Origin of the sequence: Aureitalea marina (genome assembly GCF_002943755.1) — a bacterium.
GTDB lineage: Bacteria > Bacteroidota > Bacteroidia > Flavobacteriales > Flavobacteriaceae > Aureitalea > Aureitalea marina.
In genome coordinates, this window is record NZ_MQUB01000001.1 from 585,784 (window position 1) to 605,552 (window position 19,769).

General features: G+C 46.3%; 17 protein-coding genes. 10 read left to right on the forward strand and 7 right to left on the reverse strand.

Going from position 1 to position 19,769, the window contains the following annotated elements:
* The first annotated feature begins 6 nt into the window (after window positions 1-6).
* The 4 genes from BST85_RS02740 to guaB all read left to right on the forward strand — a co-directional run bounded on the left by BST85_RS02740 (window position 7) and on the right by guaB (window position 6,536).
* On the forward strand, window positions 7-1,155 hold the full coding sequence (locus BST85_RS02740) for an imelysin family protein (protein WP_104811861.1): 1,149 nt from the start codon (window positions 7-9) through the stop codon (window positions 1,153-1,155).
* Window positions 1,155-2,519 (forward strand): HTTM domain-containing protein, encoded by a 1,365-nt coding sequence (locus BST85_RS02745; RefSeq protein WP_104811862.1) that lies wholly within the window; start codon window positions 1,155-1,157, stop codon window positions 2,517-2,519. Before BST85_RS02740 ends, BST85_RS02745 begins: the two co-directional genes overlap by 1 nt.
* Complete coding sequence (locus BST85_RS02750) at window positions 2,500-4,947, forward strand: TonB-dependent receptor domain-containing protein (RefSeq protein ID WP_104811863.1); 2,448 nt, start codon at window positions 2,500-2,502, stop codon at window positions 4,945-4,947. Before BST85_RS02745 ends, BST85_RS02750 begins: the two co-directional genes overlap by 20 nt.
* A 116-nt stretch (window positions 4,948-5,063) precedes the next feature.
* Window positions 5,064-6,536: an IMP dehydrogenase gene (guaB, locus tag BST85_RS02755; RefSeq protein ID WP_104811864.1), complete on the forward strand. Its 1,473-nt coding sequence runs from the start codon at window positions 5,064-5,066 to the stop codon at window positions 6,534-6,536.
* An 11-nt stretch (window positions 6,537-6,547) separates the two neighbouring features.
* On the opposite strand, the gene BST85_RS02760 is transcribed toward guaB, so the two are convergent.
* The 4 genes from BST85_RS02760 to BST85_RS02775 form a co-directional block, all read right to left on the reverse strand.
* Window positions 6,548-7,060, reverse strand: coding sequence for an OmpH/Skp family outer membrane protein (locus BST85_RS02760; protein ID WP_104811865.1), 513 nt, complete (start codon window positions 7,058-7,060; stop codon window positions 6,548-6,550).
* Between the two features lie 75 nt (window positions 7,061-7,135).
* A complete protein-coding gene (locus tag BST85_RS02765) occupies window positions 7,136-7,579 on the reverse strand; it encodes a DinB family protein (protein WP_104811866.1) in 444 nt (147 codons plus the stop codon).
* Window positions 7,579-7,827, reverse strand: coding sequence for a hypothetical protein (locus BST85_RS02770; RefSeq protein ID WP_245917621.1), 249 nt, complete (start codon window positions 7,825-7,827; stop codon window positions 7,579-7,581). Before BST85_RS02770 ends, BST85_RS02765 begins: the two co-directional genes overlap by 1 nt.
* Window positions 7,820-8,278: an SRPBCC family protein gene (locus BST85_RS02775; protein ID WP_104811867.1), complete on the reverse strand. Its 459-nt coding sequence runs from the start codon at window positions 8,276-8,278 to the stop codon at window positions 7,820-7,822. The genes BST85_RS02770 and BST85_RS02775 overlap by 8 nt, the downstream gene beginning before the upstream one ends.
* A 151-nt stretch (window positions 8,279-8,429) precedes the next feature.
* Between BST85_RS02775 and BST85_RS02780 the strand changes: the two genes are divergently transcribed.
* The 6 genes from BST85_RS02780 to BST85_RS02805 all read left to right on the forward strand — a co-directional run bounded on the left by BST85_RS02780 (window position 8,430) and on the right by BST85_RS02805 (window position 16,459).
* Complete coding sequence (locus tag BST85_RS02780; RefSeq protein WP_104811868.1) at window positions 8,430-10,379, forward strand: foldase protein PrsA; 1,950 nt, start codon at window positions 8,430-8,432, stop codon at window positions 10,377-10,379.
* Between the two features lie 12 nt (window positions 10,380-10,391).
* Window positions 10,392-11,264, forward strand: a complete 873-nt coding sequence (locus BST85_RS02785) for a peptidylprolyl isomerase (protein ID WP_104811869.1) — start codon at window positions 10,392-10,394, stop codon at window positions 11,262-11,264.
* Window positions 11,221-12,699 (forward strand): peptidylprolyl isomerase, encoded by a 1,479-nt coding sequence (locus BST85_RS02790; protein WP_104811870.1) that lies wholly within the window; start codon window positions 11,221-11,223, stop codon window positions 12,697-12,699. Before BST85_RS02785 ends, BST85_RS02790 begins: the two co-directional genes overlap by 44 nt.
* 6 nt (window positions 12,700-12,705) lie before the next feature.
* Window positions 12,706-13,659, forward strand: coding sequence for an AAA family ATPase (locus BST85_RS02795; RefSeq protein WP_104811871.1), 954 nt, complete (start codon window positions 12,706-12,708; stop codon window positions 13,657-13,659).
* A 34-nt stretch (window positions 13,660-13,693) separates the two neighbouring features.
* The gene (locus BST85_RS02800; RefSeq protein WP_219842111.1) at window positions 13,694-13,981 is read left to right on the forward strand and encodes an acyltransferase family protein; all 288 of its coding nucleotides are present in this window, start codon (window positions 13,694-13,696) and stop codon (window positions 13,979-13,981) included.
* 213 nt (window positions 13,982-14,194) lie between these two features.
* Window positions 14,195-16,459, forward strand: coding sequence for an aconitate hydratase (locus BST85_RS02805; protein WP_104811873.1), 2,265 nt, complete (start codon window positions 14,195-14,197; stop codon window positions 16,457-16,459).
* 30 nt (window positions 16,460-16,489) lie between these two features.
* Here BST85_RS02805 and BST85_RS02810 read toward each other — a convergent pair whose 3' ends face one another.
* The 3 genes from BST85_RS02810 to BST85_RS02820 are packed head-to-tail and all read right to left on the reverse strand — an operon-like array spanning window position 16,490 to window position 19,769.
* Complete coding sequence (locus BST85_RS02810) at window positions 16,490-17,335, reverse strand: sugar phosphate nucleotidyltransferase (protein ID WP_104811874.1); 846 nt, start codon at window positions 17,333-17,335, stop codon at window positions 16,490-16,492.
* Complete coding sequence (locus BST85_RS02815) at window positions 17,328-18,401, reverse strand: GHMP family kinase ATP-binding protein (RefSeq protein ID WP_104811875.1); 1,074 nt, start codon at window positions 18,399-18,401, stop codon at window positions 17,328-17,330. Before BST85_RS02815 ends, BST85_RS02810 begins: the two co-directional genes overlap by 8 nt.
* A gap of 9 nt (window positions 18,402-18,410) precedes the next feature.
* Window positions 18,411-19,769: a Gfo/Idh/MocA family protein gene (locus BST85_RS02820; RefSeq protein ID WP_104811876.1), complete on the reverse strand. Its 1,359-nt coding sequence runs from the start codon at window positions 19,767-19,769 to the stop codon at window positions 18,411-18,413.

Genomic DNA, 19,769 nt, shown 5'->3' on the forward strand with positions numbered 1-19,769 from the left:
TTAGCTATGAAAAAGAACATTGTTTGGATCCTATTCTTTGGATTTCTGTTAGCCTGTTCTTCAGGGGACGATACCCCTTCGAACGACAACAACGATGATAACGGGCAAAATAATAACGACAATAATGACAACGGCACCTCTTTCGACAGGGGTGCTTTGTTGGTCAATTGGGCGGATAATATCATCGTTCCCGCATTTGAAAATTTCAAAGCAGCAGCTGATGGATTGAATCAATCTGCAAATGCATTTTCTCAGGACGCCAGTAGCTCTAATTTGGAAGCCCTAAGATCGTCGTGGTATGACGCTCTGGTTGCATTCCAATCTGTTTCCATATTCGAAATTGGGGAGGCGGAATCGATCCGCTTTAGAAATAGAGTAAACATATATCCTGCGGACCCCAGCCAGATAGAAGAGAATATTCAATCTGCTAGTTACGATCTTGCGTTGCCTTCTAACAATGATGCTCAAGGCTTCCAAGCCTTGGACTATCTGCTTTATGCGTCAGCTGCAGATAATGACGCCATTTTGAATCGATTCCAGACTGAGGCCGATTTGATGGATTATCTCCAGGATTTGACCCAGACCATTTCTGATCTGACAGCTGCTGTGTTAGCAGATTGGCAGGGCGGCTTCCGAGACAGTTTTGTTGCCAATACGGCCAGTTCCGCCAGTGGTTCGGTAGACAAACTTACCAACGATTTCATGTTCTATTACGAGAAAGCTTTACGTGCAGGAAAGGTTGGTATCCCTGCTGGTGTATTCTCTACCGAACCTCTCCCGGATCGAGTAGAGGTTTACTATCAACGGGATTCCTCCAGGGAATTGGCGTTGATCGCTTTGCAGGAAGCCCAGGATTTTTTCAACGGCCGTGCGTTTAATGGGAATGCCACAGGATCTAGTTTGAAGTCCTATCTGGATTTTCTGAATACCATCAAGAATGGAGAGGACCTAAGTCAATTGATCAATGATCAGTTTGACATTGCCAGGTTGAGCATTGAAGGGCTGAATACCAACTTCGTTCAGCAAATACAGGACGACAACGCTAAGATGTTGGGAGCCTATGATGAGCTACAGCGCAATGTGGTCCTGATGAAGGTCGATATGATGCAAGCACTGGATATTAGTATCGATTATGTAGACGCCGACGGCGACTAATGCTGGAACGATATAAAACATATTTGAATCAGTCTACGGAGGCCGCACCACTTGCGGTCTTTCGTATTCTATTTGGTGTGATGATGTTGGCCAGTATCATCCGCTTTGTTGCCAATGGTTGGGTGCGTAAACTCTATATAGACCCCCAATGGCATTTCACTTTCTTTGGCTTCGAATGGGCCAGGCCATTGGGAGAGGCCACTTACATCCTGTTTGTTATCTGTGGGCTTGCCGCTATTCTGGTTGCCCTGGGATATAAGTATCGCTTGGCGATAACGATCTTCTTCCTCAGCTTTACCTATATCGAGTTGATGGATAAGACCACTTATCTGAATCACTATTATTTCATCAGTTGCCTGAGTTTTCTAATGATCTTTCTACCGGCCAATCGCTACTTTGCTTTGGATGCAAATACCAGGCCGGAGTGCGCGAGCCGGTTGGTTCCCCGATGGAGTGTAGTATCTGTACAACTGATGCTGGGAATTGTCTATTTCTATGCCGGTTTGGCCAAGCTGAACAGCGACTGGTTGTTGGAGGCCATGCCCTTGAAGATCTGGCTTCCGGCGCGCTACGATTTACCGTTGTTGGGAGATTTGATGCAGCAGCCATGGGTTCATTATGCGTTTAGCTGGGCAGGTGCTATTTATGACCTTACTATTTCCTTTTTATTACTGAACAAAAGAACCAGGTTATTCGCATTTGGTCTTGTAGTCATCTTTCATGTGCTAACCCGGGTTTTATTTCCCATTGGCATGTTCCCATATATCATGATCGTGAGTTCGCTAATTTTCTTCAGTCCAGCTTTTCACCAGCGGATTCTCGGAGTTCTTTCGAGCTTGATCCAATTTGATCTGCCCAAATGGGACAGTGGTTTGTATGGTCGTATTCTGCCTTCTGGCTCAAGTTGGAAAAAGAAACTGATTATCGGATTTTTTGCCTTCCAGTTGTTGTTTCCGTGGCGCTATTTGCTTTATCCCGGCGAACTGTTTTGGACAGAGGAAGGCTATCGGTTCTCTTGGCGGGTCATGTTGATGGAAAAGGCTGGGTATGCTCAATTCAAGGTTGTTGATGGGGTTAATGGCAACAGTTTTATTGTAGATAACTCGGACTTTTTGACTCCCTTTCAGGAGAAGCAAATGAGTTTTCAGCCGGATTTTATCCTGGAATATGCACACAAGTTGGGCAGGCACTTTGAAGCCCAGGGTCATAGGCAAGTTCAGATCTACGTTGAGTCCTACGTGGCGCTAAACGGCCGCTTAAGTCAACCCTATATCGATCCGGATGTCGATCTGATGCAGCAAAAAGAATCACTGAAACACAAAACCTGGATATTACCTTTTAACGATGAGATCAAAGGTCTATAAGCATTCATTCTTATTCGCCATCACACTTATGTGGTGTGCTCAACTGCTGAGTCAGTCTGTACTCAGTGGGCGGGTAGGTGATCCGGATCAGGGAATTGTCATTGCCAATGCAGAGGTTTATCTGGTGGAAGAAGGCCTGACGGCGATTACGGATTCAAACGGAGAATTTTCATTTTCGAATCTCAATGATGGAACGTATCGCTTGGTCATCTTTTCACTGGGATATGATCTGCTGGAAGAAACTACTGTTGTCCAAGGCGACTCCATGGTCTATTTCCAATTGCAGTTATTGGGAGAGACCTTGACCGAAGTTGTTCTTTCCAGACAAAAGGAACGGATATTTACTTTAAAACAGCTCAAATCTGTTGAGGGGACGGCAATATATGAGTCTAAGAAAAGTGAGGTGGTGCTGGTGGATAATCTAACCGCAAATCTGGCTACTTCCAATGCGCGCCAGGTATATTCCAGAGTAGCGGGATTGAACATTTTTGAGAACAATGATGCCGGACTGCAACTAAACATCGGTGGACGGGGGTTGAATCCGAACAGGACGGCAAACTTCAATACCCGTCAGAACGGTTATGATATTTCGGCCGATGTATTGGGTTATCCGGAGAGCTATTATACTCCACCCGCGGAGTCCATTTCGGAAATTCAAGTAGTTCGTGGTGCAGCTTCCCTTCAATACGGGACTCAATTTGGTGGCTTGGTCAATTTTAAAATGCATCAGCCCAACCGCACCGAGAAGATCGAGTGGACTTCCAGGCAGACCCTTGGCTCTTACGATCTCTTAACCAGTTTTAATAGCCTTAGCGGACAGCTAGGCAAACTAGGTTATTATACCTACTTCAATTACAAACGCGGGAACGATTTCCGCCCTAATTCTCAATTCGAGTCCTATAATGCTTTTGCTCACTTGGACTATGAACTAGGTCAGAACACAACCCTTACCGGCGAATTTAGCTATTTGAACTACCTGGCACAGCAACCCGGAGGTATGACAGATGCCCAGTTTGAAGAAGATCCAAGCTTTAGTAATAGGGAGAGAAATTGGTTCGAGGTAGATTGGAAACTGTATTCACTCAGGTTGGACCACCGCTTTTCCTCCAATACCGATTTCAGTCTTAACCTCTTTGGTCTGGATGCCAGTAGAAAGGCCGTAGGTTTTCGTGAGAACCGGGTTTCTCAACCCGATCAACCCGATGCTCCAAGGGAATTGATCGATGGTCGGTTTAACAACTGGGGAGCAGAAGCCAGATTACTTACGCGTTATGAATTTTTAGACAGGACTCAGGTCTTATTGATAGGGACCAAATACTATCAATCCAACAACAGTGAGAGGCAAGGGCCTGGAAGCAACGGTAGTGATGCAAATTTCGATTTTGCAGACGATGAGTATCCCAATTACCCACGTCAAAGTGACTTCGACTTTCCGAATCTGAATCTGGCTTTTTTTGGAGAGAACATTTTTAAACTGAGCAGGGAGTGGTCCATTACACCTGGATTTCGCTGGGAGTACATCAGGACAGAGAGTGAAGGGGCCTTTAAGAAGATCAATCTGGACAATGCCGGAAACCCTATTCTGAATGAAACCATACGCGATGACAGAGTATTTGAGCGCAATTTTGTGCTTTTCGGACTAGGTGTTAGTTACCGTCCAGAAAATCGGCTGGAATTTTACGGGAACATCAGTCAGAATTACAGATCGGTCACCTTTAATGATATTCGGGTCACCAACCCGTCACTGACAGTGGATCCGAACATATCTGACGAGGAAGGATTTACGGCAGATCTCGGACTGCGAGGACAAATTGACGATGTACTTAGGTTCGATGTAAGTGCATTCTTCTTGAGTTATCGGGACCGGCTAGGAGTAGTCGTGCGGGCGGTCAGTGATATAGAAGAAGAACGATTTAGGAGCAATATCGGAGACGCGATCACTTACGGGTTAGAGACCTTTGGTGAGTGGGATATAAGAAACACCTTCAGTTGGTCTGAGGATTGGAATTTGAGCTTATTTTCCAATCTTGCCTTGACCGGATCCGAGTATACTAGCTCTGAGCTAAACAATGTTGAAGGAAATAAGGTAGAATATGTACCCTTGATAAACTGGAAGACGGGCTTGAATTTCGGTTACCGGAATCTGGCTGCTTCACTACAATGGACCTACTTGAGTGAACAGTTTACAGATGCCACCAATAGCGAGCGAGATTTTGAAAGTCAAAGTGGTATAGTAGGGGAGATCCCATCCTATGGAGTGATGGATCTGTCATTTAACTATACATGGAGATTCGCCCGCCTGGAGACTGGACTTAACAATGTGTTGGACAACAGTTACTTTGTCCGTCGGGCAACAGGTTACCCTGGACCTGGGATCATTCCCAGCCAACCCAGAACCTGGTATTTAGGCTTGCAATTGACCTTTTGATGGTTTAACGGTTATGGTCATGTTAAGACCGGTCAATTGTTCGGCTTTATTACGTATATTTGCACGCAATTAAATGTGAAATTCCGACCGTCTTCTTAGGTCAAAATTTAATTGCGATGACTGCACACCAGCACAAAATTCTCGGAGAAGGACTTACTTACGACGACGTACTTTTAGTACCTGCTTATTCTGAAGTATTGCCTAGAGAGGTTTCGATCTCTTCTCGATTTTCAAGAAACATCACCTTAAATGTTCCCGTGGTCTCGGCTGCTATGGACACCGTCACAGAAAGCGCTATGGCCATCGCCATGGCACGTGAAGGTGGTATAGGGGTATTACATAAGAATATGACCATTAAGAAGCAGGCCGCGGAGGTGCGAAAGGTAAAACGAGCAGAAAGCGGAATGATCTTGGATCCGGTAACCCTCAAGAAGGATCATACCGTTGGTGATGCTCAGAAGACCATGAGCGAATACAAGATAGGCGGGATTCCTATTGTAAACGATGATGGGATACTGATCGGTATTGTGACCAACAGGGACCTGCGTTTTGAGAAGAATTATGGCCGTTTGCTGGAGGAGGTCATGACCAGTGAGAATCTGATCACGGCAGACGAAGGAACTTCCCTGGCTGATGCAGAAACCATATTGCAAGAGAACAAGATCGAGAAGTTACCAGTTGTCTCTAAGGATGGAAAACTTCAAGGATTGATCACTTTCCGGGATATCACTAAACTGACCCAAAAGCCGATTGCGAATAAAGACCAATTTGGTCGTTTACGTGTAGCGGCAGCCCTGGGTGTAACAGCCGATGCGGTAGAACGGGCCACAGCCCTGGTAAAGTCTGGAGTAGATGCAGTGATCATAGATACGGCCCACGGACATACCAAAGGTGTAGTTACTGTGCTGAAAGAGGTCAAAGCGGCCTTCCCTGAACTGGAAGTAGTGGTTGGAAATATTGCGACTGCGGAGGCAGCCAAATATCTGGTCGAGGCCGGAGCCGATGCGGTCAAGGTCGGAATTGGACCGGGATCTATTTGTACGACCCGTGTGGTTGCCGGAGTTGGCTTTCCACAATTCTCGGCGGTAATGGAAGTTGCGGAAGCGATAAAAGGATCGGGAGTACCAGTGATCGCCGATGGAGGTATTCGCTATACCGGAGATATCCCAAAGGCCATAGCGGCCGGAGCAGACTCGGTCATGTTAGGATCACTACTAGCAGGAACCAAGGAATCTCCAGGAGAGACCATTATTTACGAGGGTAGAAAATTTAAGTCTTACCGCGGAATGGGAAGTGTAGAAGCGATGAAGAAGGGGTCCAAGGATCGTTACTTCCAGGACGTAGAAGATGACATCAAGAAATTAGTCCCTGAAGGAATAGTTGGTCGGGTACCATATAAAGGTGATCTTGCCGAAAGCATGACTCAATTTGTCGGTGGGCTAAGAGCCGGAATGGGGTATTGTGGAGCTCCGAGTGTTGAGCACCTCAAAGAACACGCTAAATTCATCAAGATCACGGCTGCAGGGATACACGAAAGCCACCCGCATGATGTTACCATCACTAAGGAGGCTCCTAATTATTCCCGATAAAAGCCAGGGGGTTATTCTCCTTCTTCCAGTTCTATCCCAAGCGCTTTGATCACATCCAAGGTAACATCGTAGTTGTTGTCAATGTAGATCAGGTTGTTGTCGCGCTGAAAGATCTGGGTATAGCCTTGGGCCTTGGCTATGACCTCCAATTGATCACCTACTTTTTTGAACAGTGGCTGCATCAATTCATCCCTTTTCAGAACGAGTAATTGGGAGGAGTTGGAACGGTACTTGTTGATATCGTCCTCCATGGCCAAAAGTGAATCCTGACGGGTCTTTCTTTGGGCGATGGTCAAAGTGGCTTCGTCTGCCTTGTACTTTTCCAGTTCGGTATTGAGGTCAGTCATTTTCTTATTCAGATCTACCTGCAAGGTATTTCCATAGTCTTCAACCCCCTTCTGAACTTGTGCCAGTTCGGGCATTTTGGACAAAATAAAATCCACATCTATGGTTCCGACCTTTGTTTGCTGGGCTATTCCGCTAAATCCGATCAACAGGATAGCGATCATTACATATCTCATCATGGGGTTAACTGTTTAGATTCCCGCAATAATAAGACATTTCTCAGTTATCCTAAAGGAATTATAAGAGCCTTAACGTTATCGTTTGTAAACGACATAATCACTACCAAAAGTCTGGATACCAGCTTCAGACATCAAAATCATGATCTGACCCCGATGATATGTACCGTGATTTATCAGATGGTAGAGGATTTGAGCGACTGTGTTATTAAATGCCTGGCCTCTGCTATTGCTGTAGATGACCTCCTTACTTAAGTCTGTCCCTTCCAAAATTTCCAAGCTTTGATGGTGCAATGAATCGTTGAGGTCGTGGAGCTCAGTGAGTTCTATAAGGTCCCAGACGCCACCTGTATACTGTTGACCCAGGATTCGATTATTCCAGATACCTTGTGCATGCAAGGTATGGGAGATCAATTTGATCATGTCTTCGCTGGTCTTGCTGCCGTCCTCAAGTAAAGAATCGATTATTTGTCTGTTGGAGTATAGGTGATATTCCAATTTATCCCTAAAGAACGCTCTCATTACTGTCGGTGGATCTGTCCTCGATGAGGCTTTAATTTTTCCCTTAGGGCGGGTACCATGTCTTTGGGAACTACCATATAGGCCATGGTATAACTATCCGATACCTTTTCCAAGCCCGTCTCGCACTGATTCAATTTTTCCATACGGATAAAATCGTCCAGGTGGATGCGGTGATGCTCTGCAGTCCGCTCGGCACTGCGTCCGCGAAAGTCCCAGATCATTTTGACAAAATCATAGGACTCATCCATCGGCAACGGAAACCCCTTTCTCGGCAAAATTCTTAAAGTCCATCATATATTTCAGGGACTGTTTCTTAAATGCTCCTGGCATAAGCCAACCCATGAGCTTCATTCCAAAGGAAGCGAATTGGAATTCGCTCTCTGAGACCCACTTCGTAGACTGGGCATCGACCTCTTCAAAAAAATTCTGCTGGATATTATGCACTCCTTTAGCATCGTAAGTGGCATGAAACTCACCGGGAAAATCTCGTTTGGTAATGGTTTCGGTCATGATCATTTGTCGTTTGCCCATCTTGTATTCTAGTTCCATCTGTGCCCCAACGGCTCCTGGATCCTCTTCATTGAGCAACTTATAGCCAATCAGTCCCCTCTGCCAGTGTTTCATATTGTCCGGGTTATCCAGCTTTTCAATAAGCGTACTGCGGGGCAGATCAATGGTAATTTCATTGCGATATTTCATGTGGTCAGGTTTTAATAGACAAGTTAACCAATTTTAAGAAGAAGACAGTACCTCAAAGACACTACAGGGCTATTTATGAATGGCAGCAGGGCTTGGGTAGCGCTTCATTTTTTCTATTTTTGTGCGATTGCTAAACGAATTGATAGTATTGATGAAATTTGCCCTTTTTTCCTTATCCCTGTTGTTCTTTATTCCTATCTGCGCTCAACAAGAGTCGGATGTCCTAATGACGGTCGGACAGATGGAGATCACCGGCCGAGAATTTTTACAGGTCTACCAGAAAAATTTAAACCTGGTTCAGGATGATCAACAGCGATCCATGGATGGTTATATGGATCTTTTTGTTGAATACAAGCTGAAAGTAGCGGAAGCCTACTCCATGGGCCTGGATACCCTGCCTCAATACAAAAAGGAGTTCGCGAAGTATGAGGATCAACTGGCGCGCAATTACATCTACGAGGATAAAATGACGGACGAGCTAGTAACGGAGGCATACGAACGGGGATTGGAAGAATTGGACGTTGATCATATCCTGATGTTAGTTGGTATGAATAGTCTTCCTCAAGATACCTTGAAGGCCTACAACAAAATAGAGTCAGTCAGAAAGAAAGCCTTGGCGGGCGAGAATTTCACACAGTTGGCGAAGCAATACTCCGAGGAACCCGGTGCAAAGGAAACAGGTGGTAAGTTGGGTTATATCTCTGTTTTTGCAACCGTTTATCCTTTTGAGTCTGCCGCTTACCAAATTGAAGTAGGTGGGGTCTCCAAGATTGTCAGGACGCAATTTGGCTACCATATCCTGAAGGTAAATGACCGGCGGGCAAAGAGTCCGGATCTGGTGGTGTCTCATATCATGGTATCAGACAGACAAGATGCCGGTACTGTTGACCCTGAGCAGCGGATCAGGGAAGTATATGCGCAATTTGAGCAGGGAGAAGAGTTTGAAGGTTTGGCCAGGCAGTACTCTGAGGATAAGGGTTCTGCCAGAAATGGGGGCCAATTAAGACCCTTTGGTAGAGGAAGTCTTCGCTCTAAAATATTTGAAACCAAGGCCTACCAGCTTTCGGAGATCGGAGCCGTTAGCGGACCCTTTAAAAGTGAGTTTGGCTGGCATATTATCCGATTGGATTCATTGATACCCGTAAAGACATTTGAAGAACAAAAAGAGGATATTAAAAACAGGATCTCTCAGGGGAATCGCGCCAAGGTTCTCACGCAAAACTTGGTCGACCGGGTAAAGGATCAGTATGGTTTCCAGCGCAAGCAATCGTACTTGGAACCTGCTATGAACTGGGTTACGGACAGTGTGATGAAACGGAGTTGGAAAGCTACCCCATTAATAAGAGAAAGTGACCCGGTATTGTTTATCATTGGAGACAAACCCTTAAGACTGTCCCAGTATGGTGCTTATCTGGAACAGCGACAGAAACGGATTAAATTACCTACACAAAAAGGAGAGCTGCTTACCCAGGTTTACTACGAATTTGAACAGCTGGAGATCGAGCGGTTCGTCAAGTCTCGTTTAGAAGAAGACAATGAGGAATACGCCCTGGTCGTTAATGAATACAGGGAAGGCCTGTTGATATTTGAAGTTATGAACAGATCTGTCTGGAATGAGGCCAGGACGGATAGTTTAGGACTGGAAAAGTTCTTCAAAAAGAACAAAAAGAATTATCGATGGGAAGATCGATTAGAAGCAGAGATCTTTAGTGCCTCGGATGGGACTGTTTTGGAAGAGGTCTCCAACAGATTGCGATCTGGCGAAAATGCAGAGGAGATTCGTGCCGCTTTGAATAATTCTGACAAGGTCAAGGTGCTTTATACCTCAGGAGTTTATGAAGCTGGAGATAGTCGCTTACCGGATTCCTATCAAATGAAAGAAGGTGTCTCCTCAGTGCTGTCCACCGAAGATAATTTTGTTCTGGTGGTAGGTAAGAGCGTGTTACCTGCCGGACCCAAATCCCTGGAAGAAGCCCGAGGACAGGTTCTTTCCGACTATCAGGTCAAAATGGAGGAAGACTGGATGGAACAGCTCAGGAAACGATACCCTGTGGAGATCGATCGGCAGGTTTTTGATCAATTGAAGAACGGCATGAATTAAGCCGTATTAGGGATGAGGAGAAATAACAGAGATAGATGGAGTTGGATTTTGGTCATTGGGATACTGTTTGCGCTATTCTCCTGTGACTATATCAAACAAGATGAGGGACGGATCCCCATAGCCCGTGTAAATGATTCTTACCTGTATTTGGACGAGATCGAGGATCTGGTCTTCGAAACGACGAGCCCGGAAGACAGTGCAGTCATTGTAGGCGGTTATATCAATCGATGGGCCACGCGTCAATTACTTATCGATCAGGCCATGATCAATCTATCAGAGCAGCAGCAACAACAGTTTGACGAATTAGTTGAGGACTACAGATCGGAGCTTTATACGGATGCGTACAAGTCTATGATCGTGAGTCGTGAACTGGACAGTACCATTTCGGAATCTGAACTGAATCAATACTACGAACAGAACAAGGCCAACTTCAGACTAAACGAGTCCTTGATCAAGGTGCGCTATGTTCATTTGGATCCCAATTATTCGGACGAAGAAGCAGTAAGACAGAGGCTGGTCAGATTTGACTCGGCGGATCGATCCGAACTATCCGAATTAAGCATCCAATTCATGTCCTATAACTTCAACGATTCCACCTGGTTTAGGCAAGAAGCACTCGTCGAGACCTTACCAGTTCTGAGTGATCGATTGGAAGTGTTAAAAAAATCCAATTTTACACTCCTACAAGACTCAATAGGACTATATTTGGTCAAAATTGAAGACGCCTTGGCACCTAATGATCCGGCGCCAATGTCCTACGTCCGACCTACCATTATCCAGGTTATTCTGAACAAACGAAAACTGGAACTGATCAAGAAATTAGAAAAGGATATTACCAAAGATGCGATCAATAGCAACCGTTTTGAAACCTATTTCCCGCAATAATCAATTATTAATAGTCGTCATGCTGCTACTGGTATCTGTTACTCAGGCTCAGGAGGTGGTAACTGTGGATAGCACCGGTGTGGCCAAGGGAAGTGCCGAGGAATTAACATCCCAGACTGTTGAAAAGAAAGACACCGTCAGGACCTTCAAACGCTTTAAGGCAGAAGGAGTAACCGCAGTGGTAGGAAACTATGTTATCCTGGATACGGACATAGACAAAAGTTACCTGGAATTGAAGCAGCAAGGAATTTCCGTAGAGGAGATTACCCGATGTGAGCTGCTGGGTAAGTTAATGGAAGATAAACTATACGCACACCAGGCTAAAATAGACAGTATCTTGATCCCGGATGCGGAGATCAATAATCGCATCGACCAGCAAATGCAATACCTGATCACCGAGTTGGGTAGTGAAGAGAAAGTGGCCGAATTCTATCGAAAAGAGAGTATGGCCGAGCTGAGGAAAGAGTTGTTCGAGGTGAACAAAACCCTACAATTGGCCAGCGAGATGCAGCGTAAGGTGGTGGAGAATGTAGAGATCACCCCAGAGGAAGTTAGGGAGTTCTTCTATTCCATACCGGAGGACGAACGACCCATCTTCAGCGCTGAGGTTGAAGTAGCCCAGATCGTCGTCGAACCTGAGGTTACCGCTGAGGCTACTCAGGATGTGATCGACCGATTGAATGAATTAAGACGGGACATCGTAGATAATGGCTCCAGTTTTGCATCCAAAGCTGTACTGTATTCCAAAGATGGAAGTGCTTCCAAAGGCGGTTTGATCCCTGCGGTCAGAAAGAATTCCCCGCTTGCGAAGGAGTTTAAGGACATGGCATTTTCACTTCTAGAGGGTGAAGTCTCCGAACCTTTCGAAACGGAGTTCGGTTGGCACTTGCTCTATGTAGAAAAGATCCGCGGACAAGAAGTGGATGTAAGACATATCATCTTATTCCCTGAGGTTACCCAGTCTACAATTGACAAGGCCCGGGTGAAGATAGATTCACTCCGACAGGAGATCGTTGGTGGTACCATTGCCTTTGATGAGGCTGCCCGGCGTTTCTCAGACGAAACTGAGACCAGGAACAACGGAGGTCAGTTGGTCAATCCGGTCACCTTTGATACCCGCTTCGATCTGACGAAGATGGACCCAACCCTCAGCGCCCAGGTCTACAATTTGAAACAAGACGAGGTGTCGCAGGTGTTCACCGATCGCGATTATACCGGTAAGAGTAAGTTTAAAATACTGACCATAACTCGTCGTTTTGAAGAACACCCGGCGGATTATGTTAAGGATTACGAGAAGATCAAGGACCTCGCTCTAAAGGAGAAACAGATCAGAGCCATCGAGAAATGGCAGGAGAAAAAGATCAAAGACACCTATGTCAATGTCAATGCCGATTACCAGGGTTGTGAATTCAGCAGTAACTGGCTTAAACGATAAATATCTATGAGCGATGTCGCCGCCGTAGACCTTCTGGTCGGAAAATACGAAGCCTTACGCCAGGAGATCGGTAAGGTAATTGTTGGACAGAATGAGGTGGTTGAGCAGGTATTGCTCTCCGTTTTTTCGGGAGGACATGCCCTATTGATCGGTGTTCCGGGATTAGCTAAGACCTTATTGGTCAACACTGTTGCCAATGCCCTAGGGTTGGCTTTTAAACGCATTCAATTCACCCCGGACCTTATGCCGAGTGATATTTTGGGATCGGAGATCCTGGATCAGAACAGGCAATTTAAATTTATCAAGGGTCCCATCTTTGCCAATATCATTCTGGCTGACGAGATCAACCGGACACCACCAAAAACTCAGGCCGCCTTACTAGAGGCCATGCAGGAGCGGGTAGTTACTGTTGCCGGACATCGCTACCCACTGGATAAACCATATTTTGTATTGGCTACACAAAACCCCATCGAGCAGGAAGGGACTTATCCATTACCTGAAGCCCAATTGGACCGTTTTATGTTTGCCATCAACCTGGATTATCCAAGCTTTGAAGAGGAGGTAGAGGTGGTAAAGGCAACGACTACTGGTGATCTTCCGGAGGTAGATGCCTTATTCTCCGCAGAAGAGATTATCAACTTCCAGCAGCTGATCCGGAAAATACCTGTTGCAGATAATGTGATCGAATATGCGGTTTCCCTAGTGGGCAAGAGCCGGCCAAAATCTGACCAGGCTTCGGATATGGTCCGCCAGTATATTGATTGGGGAGCGGGACCACGGGCGTCCCAGAATCTGATCCTCGGTGCGAAGGCCTATGCAGCACTTCACGGTAAATATTCTCCGGATATAGAAGATGTTCAAAAAGTGGCTGTGGGGATTTTGAGACATCGCCTGATCAAGAACTACAAGGCGGAAGCCGAAGGGCTGACGATAGAGGAGATTATCCGCAACTTATTTTAATTGATTACCTTGCTCTGATCCAATCCAGATCAGCTTGCCAATCGAATTTGAGAAACGCGTTTTCGGCTTAGACCTGATGAGGGCAGTTGCCATTTTGAGCGTTGTCTTTTCACATTTTTTATGGGTCTACCCGGACTGGAACAATGGCCTGACACAGTTGTTGATCATTGCCGGTTTCATGGGTGTGGAGATCTTCTTTGTCCTCAGTGGATTTTTGATAGGTGGAATCCTTTATCGCCTATTTGTTGAAGAGCTACAAGGAGGACGCCGGCTGGGCTACTTCCTGATCAGAAAATATGAGAGTCCCATGATGGATTTATGAGATCATTCATCCAAAAAGCGAATTTTCAGAGTTAAAAATTAGCAATTTCATAATTATTGCTACAAAAAATTTGGAATCATTGAATTAATGATTGTTTAAATTGTGATTCATTAAAAAATACGCATTGATTCCCCAATTTTATTGAATTAATTTTAAAATAGTTCATTATTTTGTAATTTCGCAGCACTTTAAAAGCACTAAAAAAAAGAGACTATGGCCTTTGATATCGACATGATCAAACAAGTGTACGCAAACATGCCCGAGCGAGTGGATAAAGCCCGGGAAATTGCTGGTAAACCGTTAACACTTGCAGAGAAGATTTTATATGCCCACCTGTGGGATGGAAATCCGACCCAAGCCTACAGGAGGGGAGCAGATTATGTCGATTTTGCGCCGGACCGAATTGCCTGTCAAGATGCCACAGCACAAATGGCCTTGCTTCAATTTATGCAGGCCGGGAAGAAGAAAGTCGCCGTACCTACTACTGTTCACTGTGACCACTTGATCCAGGCGAAACAAGGTGCGGAAGCAGACCTCAAACGCGCCAACGAGGTCAGTAGTGAAGTATTCGATTTCCTGGAGTCTGTATCCAACAAATACGGTATTGGATTCTGGAAGCCGGGAGCGGGAATTATCCACCAGGTAGTGATCGAGAATTATGCCTTCCCGGGTGGAATGATGATTGGAACAGACTCTCATACGGTGAACGCGGGGGGACTGGGAATGGTAGCCATTGGAGTGGGAGGTGCAGACGCCGTGGATGTCATGGCAGGTATGCCATGGGAGCTAAAGTTTCCTAAACTGATCGGTGTCAAGCTGACTGGAGAGTTGAACGGATGGACAGCCAGTAAGGATGTCATTTTGAAAGTGGCCGGGATACTTACCGTTAAAGGAGGAACAGGAGCTATAGTAGAATACTTTGGACCAGGGGCAGAAAATCTTTCTGCTACCGGAAAGGGAACTATCTGTAATATGGGAGCCGAGATAGGGGCGACGACCTCTACATTTGGGTATGACGATTCCATGGAACGATTCCTTCGCGCCACCGAGCGGGGAGAAGTAGCGGATGAGGCCAATAAGATTCGGGAATACCTTACTGGAGACCCTGAAGTCTATGCCAACCCGGAACAATATTTTGATCAGGTCATCGAGATCGATCTATCGACCCTTAGGCCTCACTTAAATGGGCCGTTTACACCAGACCTGGCTACTCCGGTTGGTGAGTTGGGGCCAAAAGCACAACAAAACGATTGGCCTATCAACGTTATGTGGGGGTTGATTGGGTCCTGTACTAACTCTTCTTACGAGGATCTGACCCGTGCGGCTTCAATCGCCCAGCAGGCCATAGATAAAAACCTTAAACCTAAGAGTGATTTTGGGATCAACCCAGGAAGCGAGCAAATACGATACACTGCAGAACGCGATGGGCTGCTAAGTGTATTTGAAAATCTCGGTGCCACCATCTTCACTAATGCCTGTGGCCCGTGTATTGGCCAATGGGATCGAAGTGATCTGCTGGGGGACGAAAAGAATACCATCGTTCATTCTTTCAACAGAAACTTCTCCAAGCGTGCTGATGGAAACCCAAATACGCATGCCTTTGTTGGCTCTCCGGAAATGGTAGCTGCAATAGCTATCTCAGGCCGATTGGACTTTGATCCGATAACCGATGCCTTGATCAATGAGGATGGGGAAGAGGTCATGCTGGACGAACCAGCAGGACTGGAACTGCCGCCGCTTGGATTTGATGTTGTTGATAATGGCTACCTGGAGCCAGTTGCTGACGGGAGCGGGATCAATGTAGTTGTAAGCCCGGAATCAGAAAGACTACAATTACTTACACCCTTCGTTCCAATTCAAGATAGCGAACTTCAGGGGGTGAAATTGTTGATCAAAGCATTTGGTAAATGTACTACAGACCACATCTCCATGGCGGGGCCCTGGTTGCGCTATCGAGGTCACTTGGACAATATTGCCAATAACACCCTGATCGGAGCAGTCAACGCTTACAACAAAAAAACCAATTTTGTTAAGAATCAATTGGATGGGGAATACGGTGGAGTACCGGATACTCAACGTGCTTACAAATCGGCAGGGATTCGTTCCATAGTTGTGGGAGATCACAACTACGGGGAAGGATCTTCCAGGGAGCATGCCGCCATGCAACCAAGACACCTGGGAGTTGCGGCCGTTTTGGTGAAGTCCTTTGCCCGTATCCACGAGACCAACCTGAAGAAGCAAGGAATGCTTGGACTCACCTTTGCCAATGAGGCCGATTACGATCTGATCCAGGAGGACGATACGTTCAACTTCCTGGATATAGCAGAGTTCGCACCTGGGAAACCATTAACGATAGAGGTGGTTCACGCAGATGGATCTACGGATACCATTATCGCCAACCACACCTATAACGATTCTCAGATCGAGTGGTACAGGGAAGGATCTGCCTTAAACCTGATCAAGAAGCAAAACGCATAACACCAAGAACCCGCCAATCGGCGGGTTTTTTTATTTTAGGAATTTCCTGAATTGCTCAATATCCTCCTTGGAGGTCAAGTCTGGAACATGCTCTGAGATCGGATAACAAAAGCAAGCCTTTTCAAGATCACGGGTTGCATTTAATAAGGCTGTTGGGATTTCCTTTTCACCTCTTTCCTGGTGAAATGGACAATCTCGTAAATAGGGGAACATCAAGGAGCCATCAAAGGAAAAGATGTTCATGCTCACCCTGAATTTACCATCGGGTCCTCGAAATTGATCAACTTTATCCTGCTCTGGTTTTTCGATTATATCGGACAGAAAATTTTGACTGTCCGACTGAAGTAAGGCAAATCTGGCGATGCGCTCATCGGAGAATTCCAAGGCGGCTCGGTCATAGGCCATCAGAGCTGCAGGGCTATTTGACAACCTCACGGTGTTAATGGCTTCAGCAGAGTACAGATTATCCGAGTTACAGACCAGGAAATGTTGTTGTTGCAATTCTGGATATTGAGTCATCGCTTGGTAAACTGCGTCGGCTGTTCCTAATGGTTTGCTTCTAGCTGTTGGAATGTGTTGAATGGCATAGTGGATTTGAATTCCGTGAAACTCATTCTTATTGATTTTTGGACCATAATACTCCTGGAAATCGTTAAGATTGGCACCCACAATTAGGTAGATCTGGGATATGCCAGCAGTTTTTGCCCTAAGAATCAGATGATCCAAAACCGGTCTGTGACCATCTGGTCCGGGGATCAGCGACTTGGACCGGGAATTGGCGAGTTCGATATCCTTAGAAGTCAGGCCAGCTGAACCCTTAGAGGCCTTCATTCTGGTGGAAGCTCCCGCCGCAAGTATCAATAGTTTGTCAGTCATAACAATTTGCTGCCGTTTGCAATCTTAACTCCGAAGGCCTCCTTGGCCCGGCCATAATCATAGCTTCTGCAATCTTGTCTTCATTGCCCGGTTTACACAAACAGATCACACAACCTCCACCGCCGGACCCGACAATTTTTCCTCCTAGTGCACCAGTGGATCGTGCAGCGCTAAGCATTTCTTCGATCCTGTCGGTAGAGAGCCCCAAATTGTCCCTTAGTAAGGCGTGATGCGCCGTCATGATCTCTCCCAGCTTAGCCAGGCTAGGTTCTTTCCGTTCTAGTTCTTCCGTGGCCAATAGAGTGAGGTGATGATTCCCGACTGCTGCACGAAATACAGCCTCTAATTCATCGGGAATTGATCCCAGATAGTCATCAACCTCAGAAGGAGTACAGTCCCGAAGGACAAAATCGGGCTTGGAGTGACGAACGGCACTTATGACTTGTTCTGCTTTTTGCCGGTTGAATCCCAAGGTCCCTAATGTAGATTTTGGTATGCCAGATACACCAAGTACTAGTCCAATGGAGGGACTTCTCAGTGCCTGAACTTTTCCATGACCTTGGGTGTCAATGAACACCAGGTCGCCACAGGCAATGGTGAGTTGGTCCATATTGCCGCCTGGTGAATGATGTTCCAGTACTTCTGCGCGATACGCCAATTGTCCCAGTTCTTGCCCATTCACTGATCGGTCTAGATAGGCAGAGTTCAGGAAATGCATCCAGGCTACCATTACAGCCGATGAGCTGGACACCCCGGCATTTATGGGTAGATTACCGCTAATTGTGATATGATATCCCTGGCTGGCCTCAGCTCCCAGGTCTCGTAAAACCTTCAGGCCACTGGCCAAGTGATCGTGGAGGTCGACTGTCAGTGGGTCACTCAATGAAATTGTTCGCTGCTTATCCAGGTCTGGTAAATGTATCTCAAGAACCGGTGATCCAATTGGATTTGCCTCCAGGTAAATATATCGGTCTATGGCGCAGGCAATGACCGGTAAGCCCAGGTAGTCCTGATGATCACCATATAAACAAACTCGTCCCGGCGTCTGAATGCGTATCTGGGCCATGGATCTTTATTAATACTGGTCTTTGATCCAATTATAGGGCTTCCTCTTGACCCAATTACCACGTGTGAAATCCGGGAAATCCTGGGGAGCTCCATTATTTTCAATGGACGCTTCAGAAAGGGGGGTTATTGCACTCCAGGCAGCAGCATCATAAGCGTCCAAGGGAGGTGCTATGTTCTGCTTCGCCGACTCTACGAATGCTTGTAGCACAAAAAAGTCCATGCCTCCATGGCCAGATCCTTCGGCGTATTCGCCGTATTTCTGCCACAATGGGTGATCATAGCGTTCTAACCAGGAGGAAGCGTCGTCCCAACGGTGTGGCTTTTCTGATTTACCCTCGATGTAGATTCGATTCCCATCTACTTCCCACAATCCTTCGCTTCCTTGTACTCGGAAGCCCAGGGAATAAGGGCGAGGAGAATTGCAATCGTGAGTCACTATGATGGTCTCTCCCATAGTGGTTTCAATGGTGGAAGTGATCACATCCCCTTGTTTCCATTTTAGTTTGGCATTGGGGTGATCTGCGCCACCTACATCCACAATATATTTATTTAGACCTACTGCCTTGCTGGCTGCCGAAGTCATGGAGACGAATCGATTTCCCCGGTTGATATTCGCCATAACCGCTATTGGACCTACTCCATGGGTTGGGTAGACATCTCCGTTCCGAGTAAGGGAGTGCTGGGTACGCCAGGCCGATTCGGATATGCCTTTTTCACCAAACTCTGCGCCTCGACCGTAAGGTTCGACCCCGTCGTTAAACTTGACAAAGCGCAAATCGTGCTGGTAACCACATCGGAAATGGATAAGTTCGCCAAAAAGGTTTTCACGGACCATGCGCATCACAGCCATGATGTCCCTTCTGTAGCATACATTCTCTAAGATCATTAGATGGCTTCCGGTTTCTTCGTGAATGTTGACCAGGTCCCAACATTCTTCCAGGGTATTGGCTGCGGAAACTTCGACACCGGTATACTTCCCGGCGCGCATGGAGTCCTTCGCCATCCTGGCGTGCCAAAGCCAAGGTGTAGATATAATGACGGCATCAACCTCATCCAATTCCAACAGATCGCGATAGGCGTAATCGTCATTACTGAATACTTTAGGCTTACTCCCACCTGCCTTTTCGATCATTCCCAGGGCAATACTGTTGCGTCCATCATCTATATCACAGATTGCTGTGACCAGGATGTCGTCTCTTTGTAAAGCGTTATTGAGGTGGTTGGTTCCTCTAAGACCAACACCTATAAAACCTAAACGGAGTTTATCGGCTCCTGTATTTCTTGAGGCCCAGCTTAAACCGGGAGAAAGCGCCAGGGCCGTGCTTGCCAAAGCGGTTGTTTTTACAAAATCTCTTCGTGTACCCAT